Source organism: Pseudomonas sp. PvP001, from assembly GCF_040546375.1.
Taxonomy (GTDB): Bacteria; Pseudomonadota; Gammaproteobacteria; order Pseudomonadales; family Pseudomonadaceae; genus Aquipseudomonas; species Aquipseudomonas coleopterorum.
Window position 1 is genome coordinate 1,271,851 of sequence record NZ_JBEPNQ010000001.1, and the last position, 15,618, is coordinate 1,287,468.

Below are 15,618 nucleotides of genomic sequence, written 5' to 3' on the forward strand. Positions count from 1 at the left end.
TTGATATGCAGACACTGAAATACCCACAAGTTATCCACAGTGACGCATCTTGCAATACCCCTTGGACCGCATTATCTTGTATGCCGATTGCACAAAACCACTACATGTAGCGTTTTACGTCGAATTCCAATCACAGGTCAGAGCACAAATTCAAGCCTTTGAACCGTGCTTTTTTTGCGTGATTGCAAACAAATTTCCCAGCTTGACCTTCTTTGAACGGCGCAAGCTACAGCTCTTTTTCAACGGCCCGATGCTGAAGGTACTGCCTTTTCCGGTCCGCTTTATGCTGACGTTCGCCAATGACTGGCGTCCGCTCAAACTTTTGAACGTGGAGATACTCACCCCATGCAAACCGACACAACTCGCGAGAACTCGCCGGCCAAAGCGCCGCAGGCCGCCGATGCCACTCCGGATCTGGCCGCGACCGCTCCAGGCCAACTGCGCGTGATCAAGCGCAACGGTACCGTGGTCGGCTACACCGACGACAAGATCACCGTGGCCATCACCAAGGCGTTCCTTGCAGTTGAAGGCGGCAACGCTGCCGCCTCGTCGCGCATCCACGACACCGTCGCGCGCCTGACCGAGCAGGTCACCGCCACCTTCAAGCGTCGCATGCCATCGGGTGGCACCATCCACATCGAAGAAATCCAGGACCAGGTCGAACTGGCCCTGATGCGTGCCGGCGAGCAGAAAGTCGCTCGCGACTACGTGATCTACCGCAACGAGCGCTCCAAGGAGCGCGCCACCCGCACCCCGGCCGACGCACCGGTCGAAGCGCACCCCAGCATTCGCATCACCAAGGCTGACGGCAGCCTGGCGCCGCTGGACATGGGTCGCCTGAACACCATCATCAGCGAAGCCTGCGAAGGCCTGGCCGAAGTCGACGGCGGTCTGATCCAGAAAGAAACCCTGAAGAACCTGTACGACGGCGTGGCCCTGACCGACGTCAACACCGCCCTGGTGATGACCTCGCGTACCCTGGTCGAGCGCGAGCCGAACTACTCGTTCGTCACCGCCCGCCTGCTTATGGACACCCTGCGCGCCGAAGGCCTGAGCTTCCTGGAAGTGGCCGACAGCGCCACTCACCACGAGATGGTCGACCTGTACGCCAAGGCCCTGCCTTCGTACATCGCCAAGGGTATCGAATTCGAACTGCTGAACCCTGTGCTGGCCACCTTCGACCTGGAAAAACTGGGCCGGGCGATCAACCACGAGCGCGATCAGCAATTCACCTACCTGGGCCTGCAGACCCTGTACGACCGTTATTTCATCCACAAGGATGGCGTGCGTTTCGAACTGCCGCAGATCTTCTTCATGCGCGTGGCCATGGGCCTGGCGATCGAAGAGAAGAACAAGGAAGACCGCGCGATCGAGTTCTACAACCTGTTGTCGTCCTTCGACTACATGGCCTCGACCCCGACCCTGTTCAACGCCGGTACCCTGCGTCCGCAGCTGTCGAGCTGCTACCTGACCACCGTTCCGGACGACCTGTCGGGCATCTACGGCGCGATCCACGACAACGCCATGCTGTCCAAATTCGCTGGCGGCCTGGGCAACGACTGGACACCCGTGCGCGCACTGGGCTCGTACATCAAGGGCACCAACGGTAAATCCCAAGGCGTTGTGCCATTCCTGAAAGTGGTCAACGACACCGCCGTTGCAGTGAACCAGGGCGGCAAGCGCAAGGGCGCGGTCTGCGCGTACCTGGAAACCTGGCACCTGGACATCGAAGAATTCATCGAGCTGCGCAAGAACACCGGTGACGATCGCCGTCGTACCCACGACATGAATACCGCCAACTGGATCCCCGACCTGTTCATGAAGCGCGTCTTCGACGACGGCAAGTGGACCCTGTTCTCGCCCAACGAAGTCCCGGACCTGCACGACCTGACCGGCAAGGCCTTCGAAGAACGCTACGAGTACTACGAAGCGCTGACCGAGTACAACAAGATCAAGGTGTTCAAGACCGTCCAGGCCAAAGACCTGTGGCGCAAGATGCTGTCGATGCTGTTCGAAACCGGTCACCCATGGCTGACCTTCAAGGACCCGTGCAACCTGCGCTCGCCGCAGCAGCACGTCGGCGTGGTCCACAGCTCGAACCTGTGCACCGAGATCACCCTGAACACCAACAAGGACGAGATCGCGGTCTGCAACCTGGGCTCGATCAACCTGCCGAACCACATCACCGACGGCAAGCTGGACACCGCCAAGCTGGAGCGCACGATCAACACCGCCGTGCGCATGCTCGACAACGTGATCGACATCAACTACTACTCGGTCCCGCAGGCGCGCAACTCCAACTTCAAGCACCGTCCGGTCGGCCTGGGCATCATGGGCTTCCAGGACGCGCTGTACAAACAGCACATCCCGTATGGTTCGGATGCTGCGGTCGAGTTCGCCGACAAGTCGATGGAAGCGGTCAGCTACTACGCCATCCAGGCGTCCTGCGACCTGGCCGACGAGCGCGGCGCCTACGAGACGTTCCAGGGTTCGCTGTGGTCCAAGGGCATCCTGCCGTTGGATTCGCAACAGATCCTGATCGAGGCCCGTGGCCAGAAGTACATCGATGTCGACCTCAACGAGTCCCTGGACTGGGCACCGGTCCGTGCCCGCGTGCAGAAAGGCATTCGCAACTCGAACATCATGGCCATCGCACCGACCGCGACCATCGCCAACATCACCGGCGTGTCGCAGTCGATCGAGCCGACGTACCAGAACCTGTACGTGAAATCGAACCTGTCGGGCGAGTTCACCGTGATCAACCCCTACCTGGTTCGCGACCTCAAAGAGCGCGGCCTGTGGGACTCGGTCATGATCAACGACCTGAAGTACTACGATGGCTCGGTGCAGCAGATCGAACGCATTCCGCAGGAGTTGAAAGACCTCTACGCGACCGCTTTCGAAGTGGACACCAAGTGGATCGTCGACGCCGCCAGCCGTCGCCAGAAATGGATCGACCAGGCCCAGTCGCTGAACCTGTACATCGCCGGTGCTTCGGGCAAGAAGCTCGACGTGACCTACCGCATGGCCTGGTACCGTGGTCTGAAAACCACCTACTACCTCCGTGCCCTGGCCGCGACCAGCACCGAGAAGTCCACCATCAGCACCAGCAAGCTCAACGCCGTGTCCAGCGGTGGCGACAGCGCGCCCATGCAGGCCGCTCCAGCCGGCCCGGCTCCTGTGCCGAAAGCCTGTGCGATCGACGAGCCGGATTGCGAAGCTTGCCAGTAATCAATATCTGCCAGTCATTAACATCGTAGACATCTGACGGGCACCTACCCTCCAACCCATGAGATACGACGGGTTGGAGGGTTACACCTCGTATGCCCTCCCTATGCTCGGTGCCCGATCCAGCTAGCGCCAGATCTGGGTGTGAAAAATCCGGACTTCGCTCCAAAGAAGATTCGTCCGTCACATCTCGCCTATCCGATCCAACTCCTGCTTCAGTTCCTGCGGTCCAAGCGCCGAATGATCCAGACTGAAGAACGCTTCGAAGCGCTTTTTGATCTGGAGAACTGTCGCGTCAAATGCTGCCTGTATTGCGCTGTCTGCCCCTTCCACGTCAGACGGATCGGCAAGGCCCCAATGGCTTTTGATGGCTGGCCCAAAATACACTGGACAGGGTTCGCCCCCCGCTTTGTCGCACACGGTGATCACAACATCCGGTGGTGAGTCTGAAAATACCTCGGAGCCCTTGCTGTAGAGACCTGTGGTGTCGATACCCAGCGCTTGCAGCGTGCTCACGGCGCGAGGGTTGAGCTGACCGCTTGGGAAGCTGCCTGAACTGACGGCGCTAAAGCCGCTCGGTGCGAGATAGTTGAACAGCCCCTCAGACAGAACGCTCCGGCAGCTGTTTGCCGTACACATGAATAGCACTTTCATCGCTTTCTCCTAGACAGGGATGCTAAGCCGCAACACCAGTGCCACTAGCGTTACCAGCAAGATCGGAAAGGTGAGGATGCTTCCAACTTTGAAGTAGTAGCCCCAGGTGATGCGGATGTTTTTCTGGGCCAGAACATGCAGCCACAACAGCGTGGCGAGGCTACCGATGGGCGTGATTTTCGGGCCAAGATCGCATCCGATGACGTTGGCGTAGATCATGGCCTCACGCAGCAGTCCCGTAGCGTTACTGCCCTGAATGGACAGCGCACCGATGAGCACACTCGGCATGTTGTTCATGATCGAGGACAGCAGCGCAGCGGTGATGCCCGTGCCCAAGGTAGCGGCCCACAGGCCGTGCTCGGCGAATGTGTTCAGCAAGACCGAGAGCGAGTCGGTCAGCCCTGCATTGCGCAGGCCGTAGACCACCAGATACATGCCCAGTGAGAACACGACGATTTGCCAGGGCGCGTGCTTGATGACCTTTCTCGTGGAGATGATGTGGCCTTTGCCGGCGATGACCAGCAGAATCACCGCACACGCAGCAGCAACGGCGCTGATGGGGATACCCAACGGCTCTAGTGCGAATAGACCCACCAGCAGCAAGGCCAGTACCCACCACCCAGCAATAAAGGTGGCACGGTCACGAATCGCCGCTTCTGGGGCCTCGAGCTGATTCGCGTCGTACTGGCAGGGAATGTCCTTGCGGTAGAACAGCAAAAGCATGAACAGCGTTGCGGCCACCGCCACCAGGTTCACCGGCCACATGACAGAAGCGTACTCGCCAAAACCAACGCCAAAAAAGTCTGCCGAGACGATATTGACCAGATTGGACACCACCATGGGCAGACTGGCGGTATCGGCGATGAAACCTGCAGCCATCACGAATGCGAAGGTCGATGCAGGACTAAACCGCAGCGCCGTCAGCATCGCGATAACGATGGGGGTGAGGATCAGTGCTGCACCGTCGTTGGCGAACAGTGCAGAGACGGCTGCACCGAGCAGAATCATCAGCGCAAACAGGCGTCCGCCTTTGCCCTGCCCCCAGCCGGCTACATGAAGCGCTGCCCATTTGAAGAAACCCGCTTCATCCAGTAGCAAACTGATGATGATCACCGCAATGAAGGTCGCGGTGGCGTTCCAAACGATGTGCCATACCACAGGCACATCCTCCAGGCTGACCACGCCCGTCAGGAGTGCCAGAACTGCACCTGATGCTGCGCTCCAGCCGACGCCTAAGCCCCTTGGTTGCCAGATCACAAAGACGAGCGTAACTACAAAAATCGAGGCAGCGATGAGCATGGGCATGTTCCGGATCAGAAGGTCAGCAGCAGGAGGCTTGGCGCACGGGTCTGTCTTCCATGGCAGCGAGCCGTCCTTGATGGTCGCTAACCCAGCACTGGTGGGCCTGCGTAGTGATGTTCAGAACATCCAGCGCCCATTGTTCAAGCTCGGGATGCAGTCGGTAGTAAACCCACTGCCCCTGCCTTCGATCTGCGAGTAACCCGCAGGCCCGCAGCTGGGCGAGGTGTCTCGAAACTTTCGACTGGTTATCGTCCAGTGCCCAGATCAACTCGCATACGCACAGCTCACCTTCAGCCGAAAGCATGAGCATGATCCGAGCGCGAGTTTCATCCCCAAGGCACTTGAAGAAGGTGTGAGGTGGAAGGTTCATGAGCAATCGACCAGAATATGTGGATAATCGAATATGCAAATATAGACACTTCAGCTCGCTTACACAAACGACAAACTGACGGGGCTTGATGATCTGGGCACAAATACTCGCGGATCACTTCAAAGGCAGCGACACGGCGAGATCAAGCGCTGCTCGCTAGACCTCGAAGCCCGGCTCACGGTAACGTGAAGCGGGCTCATCTGTGCCAGCTTTCGGCTTGCACATCCAGAAACACCGCCTACGGAACCTTCCCCCAGGTTATCCGTCAACCCATCGAACCCACTCACGGATTGGTCACCACCATGAAAACCACCGCCGCCCTGCTCCTGGCCTGTTTGGCCACCCCAGCCTTCGCTGCCGAGATGTCGCACAGCAACAGCGACATGACGCCAATGCAGCACGAATACATGATGAGCATGGAAACCATGCAGAAATCCATGCACGAAGGCGGCATGGAAAAAGACGCCGACGTCGCCTTCGCCAAAGGCATGCTGGCCCACCATAAAGCGGCAGTGGACATGGCCAGGATCGAACTCAAATACGGCAAGGACGCCGAGATGCGCAAGCTGGCAGAAGAAATCATCAAGGCCCAGCAGGCCGAGATCGACCAGATGGAAGCATGGGTCAAGAAGCACCAGAAGTGATGTAGACGTTCGCCTGGGAGTGCCGACCCCTTCGCCGCTCTGCCCACAAGCCCGCTGCGTCCCACTGTAGGTGCATACATTGTGGGAGCGGGCTCTGCCCGCGAAGAGGCCAGTATGACCACTCCAACACTCCCCCTATTTTCGATGTAAGCTTTCACCCTCCCCGCTCGAACCCCCCTTTCAAGGAGTCCGCCCATGAGCAACCGCCAAAGCGAGATCGCCGCCGCCCTGGCCGTGGTCCCCCCGTTCGCCGACGACCACGCCATCGATCAGGAAATAGAACGCCGCAAGGCCTTCATCAAGCAGTGCCTGACCAGCGCAGGCTTGAAAGTCCTGGTGCTAGGCATCAGCGGCGGCGTCGACTCGCTCACGGCCGGACGCCTGGCACAGTTGGCCATCGAGGAACTGCGCGCGAGCACGGGTGATACGGACTACCGGTTCATCGCCGTGCGCCTGCCCTACAACGTCCAGCACGACGAGGACGACGCAGCGGCTTCCATGCGCTTCATTCGCGCCGACGTCGAAGAAACGGTGAACATTGCCAGCGCCGTGCAGGGCCTGGCGCAGCAAACCACTCAGCTTCAGGAACTGAGCGATGCCCGTCGCGACTTCGTGATGGGCAACGTCAAGGCGCGGGTGCGCATGGTTGCGCAATACACCATTGCCAATGCCAACAACGGCCTGGTGATCGGTACCGACCATGCGGCCGAAGCGGTCATGGGCTTCTTCACCAAATTCGGTGACGGCGCCTGCGACCTGACGCCCCTGAGCGGCCTGGTGAAAAACCAGGTGCGCGCCATCGCCCGGCGCCTGGGCGCGCCGGACAACCTGGTGATGAAGGTGCCGACGGCCGACCTCGAAGAGTTGCGCCCCGGCAAGCCGGACGAAGACGCCCATGGCGTCAGCTACAAGCAGATCGACGCGTTCCTCCACGGCGAGCCCGTGGGCGACGAAGCCTATGCGATCATCGTCAAGGCGTACGACCAGACCCGCCACAAGCGTGAGTTGCCGTTTGCGCCTTGATTTCCTTCGATTGCGCGGTTGATCATCTCCGCAGGTCAGGGAGATCGACACACCATGAAATTGCATCAACTGCGCGCGCTCGTCTGTATTCATGAAACCGGCAGCCTGCAAGACGCCTCGCAGGTGCTTCACCTGACGCAGTCAGCGTTGAGCCGGTCGATGAAAGAGCTCGAAAGCCAGCTGGGAGTGACGCTTCTGGTTCGCTCCAACAAAGGGATGAGTCTGACCGAGCATGGTCAGCGCATGCTCGGTCATGCACGCCAGGCGCTGGAAAGCGTACGGCGGGCGCGCCAGGAAATCGAAGACATGAAAGGTCTGACCGTGAGCGAAGTCACCCTTGGGGTGACGCCCGTCACGGCGCTGCTGCCGCCTCTGCAACAGACCCTCCTGCATTTCCAGCAAACCTATCCGAACGCCGCGCTGAAGGTCCTGGAAATGCGCCCTGCGCAATTGTTGCAGCATCTGCGCGACGGCCTGCTGGATTTCGCCCTGACCTCTCAGATACCCAGCCACGCCGTGGGTCTGGACTGGCAGCCACTGTGTCGGATCCCCGGGGTGGTGACCGTGCGCAAGGGCCACCCGCTGCAATATGTTCGTTCCTTGCGCTTGTTCCAGGAAGCGCAGTGGATCAGTGTCGATGCCATCACCGACGCCCAATCGCAGTTCAACCAACTGTTCGCCAGCAGTGCTCTTGGAAGGCCGCGCCGGGTGTTCGAATGCACGGCCATGAACCTGGCGATCAAGATGCTGCTCAACAGCGATTCGGTCATGGTGGCAAGCCAGGGAGCATTGGGGCCTGGTCTGGTAGGTCTGGGTGACATGGTCAGGCATCTGCATCCTGTCGAACTCGAGGAATCGGTGCCCGACTACTCCGTCAACATCGTCTGCGTGAACCGAAGCTACCTGACCCGGGCGGCAGGACTGTTATTCAACCAGTTGCAAAGCGGTTTCGCGGAGGAGCACTCGACGTCGAACGCTCCATGGGCCATCCAGACAGAGTGAAACACAGTTTATCCTTGCGGCTTTCTCAAGCCCTTGCGATTGCAGACACCCGCTGATTTGATCCGCGAACCACGTCGATTATCGACAAAAAGTCAACGAACCTGCGCTCATTACAGGCTGATCCTCGAAGGACCAGTTACCAGACTGCACTTCTGCTGCCCTTCATCTGAGGGATTCCGGAGTCATTCAACCTCAATGGCCAGAACCGGATCGCTACCTGCTACACCTACCCCAACCAACGCTTAACCCCTTGAATAAAAGTGATGTGCGCTGGGCGAAGCTGTGCTCGACACTTGCCGGCAATTCGACTCCCGGTACAGGCATTCACCATGAACAGCACTTCTGCCAGCGACTCGCCTGCTCTTCCCAGCCATGCCGTCCGGCGGCCGGCCTCAGCGCAGATGCGACGGGTGATTTTTGCGTCATCCCTGGGCAATGGCCTGGAGATCTATGATTTCACCGTCTACAGCTTCTTCGCGGTCATCATCGGTCAGCTCTTCTTCCCCAGCGGTTCGGCCGTGGCATCGTTGTTGATGTCGCTGGCCACGTTTGCGGTCGGTTTCGTCATGCGACCCTTGGGCGCGCTGCTGATCGGACGGGTCGCCGATCGTCGCGGACGCAAGGCCGCACTGTCGCTGACCATCGCGTTGATGACACTGGGCACCGGCATCATCGCGTTCACCCCGACCTACGCCAGCATCGGTATCAGCGCCAGTGTCCTGTTGGTGATCGCCAGGCTGTTGCAAGGGCTGTCAATGGGCGGCGAGGTGGGCTGTGCGTCGGCCTTTCTCATGGAGTCGGACGCACCGACAACCGCTGCTTCATGGTCAGTTGGCAGGGCGCCAGTCAAGGCGCCGCAGCGCTATTGGGTGCGGGCACGGGTTTGCTTCTGACCAGCAGCCTGAGCCACGAATCGCTGCTCGCATGGGGATGGCGAGTGCCGTTCGTGATCGGCCTGCTGATCGGTCCGGTGGGTTGGTACATCCGCCAGCACCTGGACGAAACGCACACTGCCACGGCCACGGCCAGCTCCCTGACGCAGCTGGTGCGTGCCCATGGCCGCACCCTGGCCATGGGCATGGGCTGGATGGCGGCGCCCACCGTGACGATGTACATGGTGGTCTACTACATGCCTACCTACCTGACACAAACCCTGGGGCGGCCGCAGAGCTTCGGATTTGCCCTCGTTGCCCTTGCCAGTGCGCTGCTGGCCGTCATCACACCCATTGCCGGCCGCTATGCAGACCGCTTCACGCGTCGCAAGCCATTGCTCTACGCCGTCACGACCCTGGCCGTACTGACCGTGTACCCGTCCTTCATTCTGCTGAGTCAGGAAAACACGCTGCTGTGCGTCCTGGCCATCACTCTGCTGATTCTACCGCTGGCCATAGGTCTGGCACCGAGCATGGCCATGCTGATGGAAGCCTTCCCTCGAGACCGGAGAGTCACCGGCCTGTCGATCATCTACAGCTTCGGCGTGACGCTGTTCGGTGGCTTTTCACCTCTGCTGGTGACCTGGCTGATCGGCATGACCGGCAACCCGCTAACGCCGGCCCTGTACCTGACGGCTGCTGTCACCTTGGCCCTGTGCGTCCTGCGCTGGCTGCCAGAGCACCCCGGCCGTGCCTGAAGAAGAACGAGAAAGGAGCGACTCATGAGTCACGCGACGATTCACCCCGAATTGGAAAACAGTGCGCTGCGCTTCGCCGAACTGCGTCGGGAGATTCACCGACACCCGGAACTGGGCACCCAAACACGTCACACCGCCACATTGGTGGCTGACCGTTTGCGCGCCTGGGGCTATGAGGTGCACCGGGACGTCGGTCAGGGCGTGGTGGGTGTGCTCAGACGTGGCAAAACGGAACGCAGCCTGGGCATCCGGGCCGACATGGACGCCCTGCCCATTACCGAAAACACCGGATTGCCCTGGGCCAGCCAGCACCCCGGCCGCATGCACGCCTGCGGTCATGACGGCCATACCGCAACCCTGTTGGCGGCGGCTGAGCACCTGGCCTGGCACGGCCAGTTTGAAGGCACCCTGCACGTCATCTTCCAGCCTGATGAAGAGGGTCTGACCGGTGCCCGTTCCATGATCGAAGCGGGCCTGTTCGACCGGTTCCCCTGCGATGCGGTGTATGCCCTGCACAACATGCCCGGTTTGCCAGTGGGCCAGGCCGTGGTTCAGCAGGGCGAATTCATGGCATCGTCCGAGCAGGTGCTGATCACATTGGTCGGGCGCGGCGGGCATGGCGCCATGCCCGAACGCGCCATCGACCCGATCCCGGCCCTGGCAGCGATCATCACCGCGCTACAGACGGTCATCTCACGCAATCTTTCCACCAGTGATGCAGCGGTACTGAGCGTCGGCAAGGTCAACGCAGGGACCGTTTACAACATCATTCCGGAGACGGCCACCCTGATGCTGAGCGTCCGCACGGCCGATCCCACCGTGCGGGACAGGATCGAGAAGCGAATTCGCGAGATCGTCCACGGGCAAGCCGCCAGTTTCGGGGTCGAGGCGACCATCGAGTACACACTGTTGGCGCCGGTGCTGGTCAATACCCCTGCCGAGACACAACGGCTGCACGCGGCGGCGTGCTCGGTGCTGGGGGCGGACAACGTGCTGGAGCGCATGCCGGTGCGGCTGATGGGCAGCGAGGACTTCGCCTGGATGCTCAACGAGCGTCCAGGCTGCTACTTCGTGCTGGGCAATGGCACCGGGTCATTCAACGGCTGTTCGGTTCACAACGACCGGTACGACTTCAATGACGCGATCATCCCCATCGGCGCCGCTTGCTGGGTGAACCTTGTGCAAAGCTATCTGCAACCTGCAGATGATTAGGCCCTGCTCGCCGCCTGAATCAGCGCCTTCATCTCCGCCACCGCCGCTTTGAACCCGACGAACAACGCATGGGCCACCAACGCGTGACCGATGTTCAACTCGTTCACGCCGCGAATCGCCGCGATCGGCTCGACGTTGTGATAGTGCAGGCCGTGGCCGGCATTGACGATCAAGCCCTGCCCCAGACCGAAGCCGACGCCGTCGACGATGCGTTGCAGCTCAGCGGCCACTTCGCTTGGGGTCTGGGCATCGGCGTAGCGGCCGGTGTGCAGCTCGATCGCCGGCGCGCCGATGCGCTTCGAGGCTTCGATCTGGCGCTCGTCGGCATCGATGAACAGCGACACTTCGCAGCCCAGCTTGCTCAGGCGCTCGACCGCGGCCTTGATCTTGGCTTCCTGCCCCGCGACGTCCAGACCACCCTCGGTGGTCAGCTCTTCGCGGGTTTCGGGCACCAGGCACACATGGGCCGGGCGAATCTGCTCGGCGAAGGTCAACATGGCCTCGGTCACGCCCATTTCGAAGTTCATGCGGGTCTGCAAGACGTCCTTGAGCAGCAGCACATCGCGCGGCTGGATGTGCCGGCGGTCTTCGCGCAGGTGCACGGTGATGCCGTCGGCGCCCGCCTCCTCGGCGTCGAGCGCGGCCTTGACCGGATCGGGATAGCGCGTGCCACGGGCCTGGCGCAAGGTCGCCACGTGATCGATGTTGACGCCCAACAGAATGCGGTTACAGGTATCCACGAGAACTCTCCGAAAAATCCAGGGCACAGCATACGTGTTGGTCAGGGCTTGCGAAACAGCTCGCGGCTGACCAGCGGACGACCGCCCAAGTGCACGGCCAGGGCCTGGCGCATCAAGCGCTTGGCTGCCGCCAGCGCGCCGGGCGTTTCCCAACTGGCCTGGGCCATGGCAAGTAATTCGGCGCCCTGGAACAGTCCGGGTTGCAGCAGCTCGACTCGCTCCAGTCCGGCGTCCACCAACAGGCGGTACAAGCCGTCGGTTGCCACCGGCTCACCGTTGACGTCCACGTCCAGCGCAAAGCCATAGCCGAGCTGGTCCAGCAGGCGCCATTCGAAGGAGCGCAGCAGAGGCTCCAGCGCGCGCCCGGCGCCGAGCGCCTGGAGGGTGGCGGCGTAGTGTTCGAACACCTGGGGATGAGGGTCTTCGCTGGGCAACAAGCGAATGATCAGCTCGTTGAGGTACAGGCCGCTGAACAGTGCGTCACCGAGCATCCATACCGCCACCCCGGCGGATTCCATGCGCGAGACGTTCTTGAGTTCGCCTTTGCCGCGAAACTCGACTTCCAATGGCACGAAGGGCCGCGCCAGCGTGCCGGCCTTGCCGCGCGCATTGCGCAGCACGGCCCGCAGGCGGCCCTGGGGGGTGAGGAAGTCGACCAGGGCGCTGGTTTCGCGATAGGCACGCGAGTGCAGGACGTAGGCGGGTTGTGGCGTTGAGGTGGTCGACATGTGGGCGACTCGGGGTTGGCGGGTGTCTGGGCGGACCTCTTCGCCGCCTTACGCGCAAGCCCGCTCCCACAGAGATCGCGCACGCCCGGCGATGTGCTTCCCCGTGGGAGCGATCAGTGGCCGCTCCCACAGAGATCGCGAACGCCCGGCGACGTGCTTCCTCGTAGGAGCGGTCAGTGGCCGCGAAAAGGCCAACGCGAGGCCAGGTTGTGGATTACTGGTCGTTATACCCCAGCGAACGCAGCGCGCGCTCGTCATCGGACCAGCCGCCCTTCACTTTCACCCACAGATTGAGCATGACCTTGGAGTCGAACAGCACCTCCATGTCCTTGCGGGCCTCCATGCCGATACGCTTGATGCGCTCGCCCTTGTCGCCAATGATGATCTTCTTCTGACCATCGCGTTCGACCAGGATCAAGGCATGGATGTGCAGGGTCTTGCCCTGCTGCTTGAATTCTTCGATTTCCACAGTGATCTGGTACGGCAGCTCGGCACCCAGCTGGCGCATGATCTTCTCGCGCACCAGTTCGGCGGCCAGGAAGCGGCTGCTGCGATCGGTGATCTGGTCTTCCGGGAAGAAATGCTCGTTTTCGGGCAAGTGCCCGGCAATGACCTTTTCCAGCGCGTCCAGGTTATGCCCCTGCTGCGCGGAAATGGGCACGATCTCGGCGTTCGGCAACTGCTCCTGCAGCCAGGTCAGGTGCGGCATCAGCTCAGCCTTGTCCTCGATGCGATCGGTCTTGTTGATCGCCAGGATCACCGGCCCCTGCACGTACTGCACGCGCTCGAGAACCAGCTGGTCTTCGTCGGTCCACTTGGTGCGGTCGACCACGAAGATCACTACATCGACGTCTTTCAACGCCGCCGACGCAGTCTTGTTCATGTAGCGGTTCAGGGCTTTCTCGTTGCCCTTGTGCATGCCCGGCGTGTCCACGTAGACCGCCTGGATCTCGCCCTCGGTCTTGATGCCCAGCATGTTGTGGCGGGTGGTCTGCGGCTTGCGCGACGTGATCGCCAGCTTCTGCCCCAGGATGTGGTTGAGCAGCGTCGACTTGCCGACATTTGGGCGGCCAACGATGGCTACATAGCCACAACGGGTAACGGGTGCATCAGTCATTGCCATTCTCCACGCCCAGGGCGATCAGGGCAGACGCGGCGGCCACCTGTTCGGCGATGCGACGGCTGACGCCCTGGCCCCGGCTTTTCTCATTCAGAAGGACGACTTCACACTCGACGAAAAACTGTCGGCAGTGCGGGTCGCCCTGGATATCCACCACTTCATAGCGCGGCAGTTCAGCACCGCGCGACTGGAGGAACTCCTGCAGGCGGGTCTTGGGATCTTTGTTGGTATCGACCAGGGTCAGCCCTTCGAACTGACCTTCCAGCCAGGCCAGCACACGATCGCGCGCTGCCTCCATGCCGGCGTCCAGGTAGATGGCGCCGATCAAGGCTTCCAGCGCATCGGCCAGGATCGATTCACGGCGGAAACCGCCACTCTTCAGTTCGCCCGAGCCCAGGCGCAGGTAGTCGCCCAGATCGAAGCCGCGGGCCAGGATGGCCAGGGTCTCGCCCTTGACCAGGCGCGCCCGCAGACGTGAAAGCTGCCCTTCACGGGCTTGCGGAAAACGCTCGAACAGCGCTTCGCCCGCCACGAAATTGAGGATCGCATCGCCCAGAAACTCGAGGCGCTCGTTGTTGCGCCCGGCGAAGCTGCGGTGAGTCAGTGCCAGCACCATCAGGTCCTGGTCCTTGAAGGTGTAGCCCAGTTGGCGCTCGAGGCGACCGAGGGAAGCGGTCACGGCTTGACCACGCTGAACTGACGATCGAACTTCACTACCATGTCCAGATTCTGGATCAGTGGCTCACGCTTTTCATACTTGAGGTGGGCCTGAAACACATTGCCCGCATCGGTGACGCTCAAAACCTTGTTCAAATCCAGATCCTGAATATTGTTGACCTGCATGGCCCGGCTGACGTGGCCATAGAATTCACCCACCGTATCGACTCGGGCGGACTTGTCGGCGCCGATCGATTCGATGGCTTGGGTAAGGGTCCGGTTATCCATGTAGTGCGGCACCAGCTTGAAAGCCGTGCTCGCCACGAACGCCACCACCGCCAGGGTCAGCAACCAGCCGACGATGGACATGCCTTGCTGAGACTTCACTGCGTTCATGCCGGACACCTCGGAAAACATTCGGCGCCGTCCATGGACGGCGCCGGCAGCGCTACTTGATCAGCCCGACTCGGGAGAAGTTGGGCAAGTGGCTGAGCTTGGGTTCAGGCCAGCTCATCCAGATGGCGAAGGCCTTGCCGACGATGTTCTGGTCGGGGACCATGCCCAGCAGCTCCTTGGGAATCGACGGGTCATCCCAGTAGCGGCTGTCGTTGGAGTTGTCGCGGTTGTCACCCATCATGAAGTAGTGCCCGGCGGGCACCGTCCACTGGCTGTCTGGCGGCGCACGGTAGCGCGACATTTCCTGACGGATCACGTGTTCGACCTCGCCCAGCTTTTCCTTGTACAGCTCGGCGCTGCCCAGACTGCCCGGCTCGCTGCCGACCAGCTGGCGGGCGATCAACTCGCCGTTGACGTACAGCTGCTTGTCCGAAGTGTAGCGAATCCTGTCGCCCGGCAAGCCAATCACGCGCTTGATGTAGTTGACGTTGGGGTCGCTGGGGTAGCGGAACACCATGACGTCGCCACGCTTGGGATCGTTGACCTCGATGACCTTCTTGTCCAGTACCGGCAGGCGAATGCCGTAGGAGAACTTGTTGACGAGGATGAAATCACCCACTTCCAGGGTCGGGATCATCGAACCCGACGGGATCTGGAACGGCTCCACCAGAAACGAACGCAACACCAGCACGATGAACAGCACCGGGAAGAACGATTTGCCGTACTCCACCAGCAGCGGTTCCTTGTCCAGGCGTTCGACCACCGACGGCTCGGGCTGGCTGACGCTGCCCTCGTAGTTGGCGATCGCAGCCCGTCGCCGTGGCGCCAGGAAGACCAGATCAAGCAAGGCCAGCAGACCGCAAACGGCTACGGCGATAACCAACAACAGCGGGAAATTTAGGGACATAGGAC

At 61.0% G+C, this 15,618-nt stretch carries 14 protein-coding genes and 1 pseudogene; 6 read left to right on the forward strand and 9 right to left on the reverse strand.

Features of this window, described 5'->3' with window-relative positions; all coding sequences use genetic code 11:
• The first annotated feature begins 345 nt into the window (after positions 1–345).
• Positions 346–3,231: a ribonucleoside-diphosphate reductase subunit alpha gene (locus ABMD26_RS05805; RefSeq protein ID WP_090356694.1), complete on the forward strand. Its 2,886-nt coding sequence runs from the start codon at positions 346–348 to the stop codon at positions 3,229–3,231.
• 180 nt (positions 3,232–3,411) lie between these two features.
• Here the strand turns inward: ABMD26_RS05805 and ABMD26_RS05810 are convergent, their stop codons facing one another.
• From ABMD26_RS05810 to ABMD26_RS05820, 3 genes are read right to left on the reverse strand one after another with little or no spacing between them, the layout of a single operon-like run.
• Positions 3,412–3,882 carry an arsenate reductase ArsC gene (locus ABMD26_RS05810; protein WP_354308559.1) on the reverse strand — a complete coding sequence of 157 codons (471 nt, stop codon included), beginning with the start codon at positions 3,880–3,882 and terminating at the stop codon, positions 3,412–3,414.
• Positions 3,883–3,891: 9 nt separating this feature from the next.
• Complete coding sequence (locus tag ABMD26_RS05815; RefSeq protein WP_354308561.1) at positions 3,892–5,181, reverse strand: arsenic transporter; 1,290 nt, start codon at positions 5,179–5,181, stop codon at positions 3,892–3,894.
• A gap of 22 nt (positions 5,182–5,203) precedes the next feature.
• Positions 5,204–5,554 carry a metalloregulator ArsR/SmtB family transcription factor gene (locus ABMD26_RS05820; protein ID WP_320523366.1) on the reverse strand — a complete coding sequence of 117 codons (351 nt, stop codon included), beginning with the start codon at positions 5,552–5,554 and terminating at the stop codon, positions 5,204–5,206.
• A gap of 302 nt (positions 5,555–5,856) precedes the next feature.
• Here ABMD26_RS05820 and copM point away from each other — a divergent pair, with 302 nt between their 5' ends.
• The 5 genes and pseudogenes from copM to ABMD26_RS05845 all read left to right on the forward strand — a co-directional run bounded on the left by copM (position 5,857) and on the right by ABMD26_RS05845 (position 11,065).
• Positions 5,857–6,198 (forward strand): CopM family metallochaperone, encoded by a 342-nt coding sequence (gene copM, locus ABMD26_RS05825; protein WP_354308563.1) that lies wholly within the window; start codon positions 5,857–5,859, stop codon positions 6,196–6,198.
• A gap of 195 nt (positions 6,199–6,393) precedes the next feature.
• The gene (gene nadE / locus ABMD26_RS05830; RefSeq protein ID WP_049860730.1) at positions 6,394–7,221 is read left to right on the forward strand and encodes an NAD(+) synthase; all 828 of its coding nucleotides are present in this window, start codon (positions 6,394–6,396) and stop codon (positions 7,219–7,221) included.
• Between the two features lie 54 nt (positions 7,222–7,275).
• Entirely contained in the window at positions 7,276–8,223 is a 948-nt protein-coding gene (locus ABMD26_RS05835) for a LysR family transcriptional regulator (protein WP_354308566.1), read from the forward strand.
• 329 nt (positions 8,224–8,552) lie between these two features.
• Positions 8,553–9,853: pseudogene (locus ABMD26_RS05840) on the forward strand (MFS transporter).
• A 24-nt stretch (positions 9,854–9,877) separates the two neighbouring features.
• Positions 9,878–11,065, forward strand: a complete 1,188-nt coding sequence (locus ABMD26_RS05845) for a M20 aminoacylase family protein (protein WP_354308568.1) — start codon at positions 9,878–9,880, stop codon at positions 11,063–11,065.
• Here ABMD26_RS05845 and pdxJ read toward each other — a convergent pair.
• The 6 genes from pdxJ to lepB all read right to left on the reverse strand — a co-directional run bounded on the left by pdxJ (position 11,062) and on the right by lepB (position 15,613).
• The gene (gene pdxJ / locus ABMD26_RS05850) at positions 11,062–11,805 is read right to left on the reverse strand and encodes a pyridoxine 5'-phosphate synthase (protein ID WP_134722608.1); all 744 of its coding nucleotides are present in this window, start codon (positions 11,803–11,805) and stop codon (positions 11,062–11,064) included. The genes ABMD26_RS05845 and pdxJ overlap by 4 nt on opposite strands.
• A 41-nt stretch (positions 11,806–11,846) precedes the next feature.
• Positions 11,847–12,533 (reverse strand): DNA repair protein RecO, encoded by a 687-nt coding sequence (gene recO / locus ABMD26_RS05855; RefSeq protein ID WP_354308570.1) that lies wholly within the window; start codon positions 12,531–12,533, stop codon positions 11,847–11,849.
• Positions 12,534–12,747: 214 nt separating this feature from the next.
• Positions 12,748–13,650, reverse strand: coding sequence for a GTPase Era (era, locus tag ABMD26_RS05860; protein WP_049860727.1), 903 nt, complete (start codon positions 13,648–13,650; stop codon positions 12,748–12,750).
• Positions 13,643–14,332: a ribonuclease III gene (rnc, locus tag ABMD26_RS05865; protein WP_049860726.1), complete on the reverse strand. Its 690-nt coding sequence runs from the start codon at positions 14,330–14,332 to the stop codon at positions 13,643–13,645. The genes era and rnc overlap by 8 nt, the downstream gene beginning before the upstream one ends.
• A complete protein-coding gene (locus ABMD26_RS05870) occupies positions 14,329–14,706 on the reverse strand; it encodes a DUF4845 domain-containing protein (protein ID WP_134722606.1) in 378 nt (125 codons plus the stop codon). Before ABMD26_RS05870 ends, rnc begins: the two co-directional genes overlap by 4 nt.
• A gap of 52 nt (positions 14,707–14,758) precedes the next feature.
• Positions 14,759–15,613, reverse strand: a complete 855-nt coding sequence (gene lepB, locus ABMD26_RS05875) for a signal peptidase I (protein ID WP_049860725.1) — start codon at positions 15,611–15,613, stop codon at positions 14,759–14,761.
• Positions 15,614–15,618 lie beyond the last annotated feature (5 nt).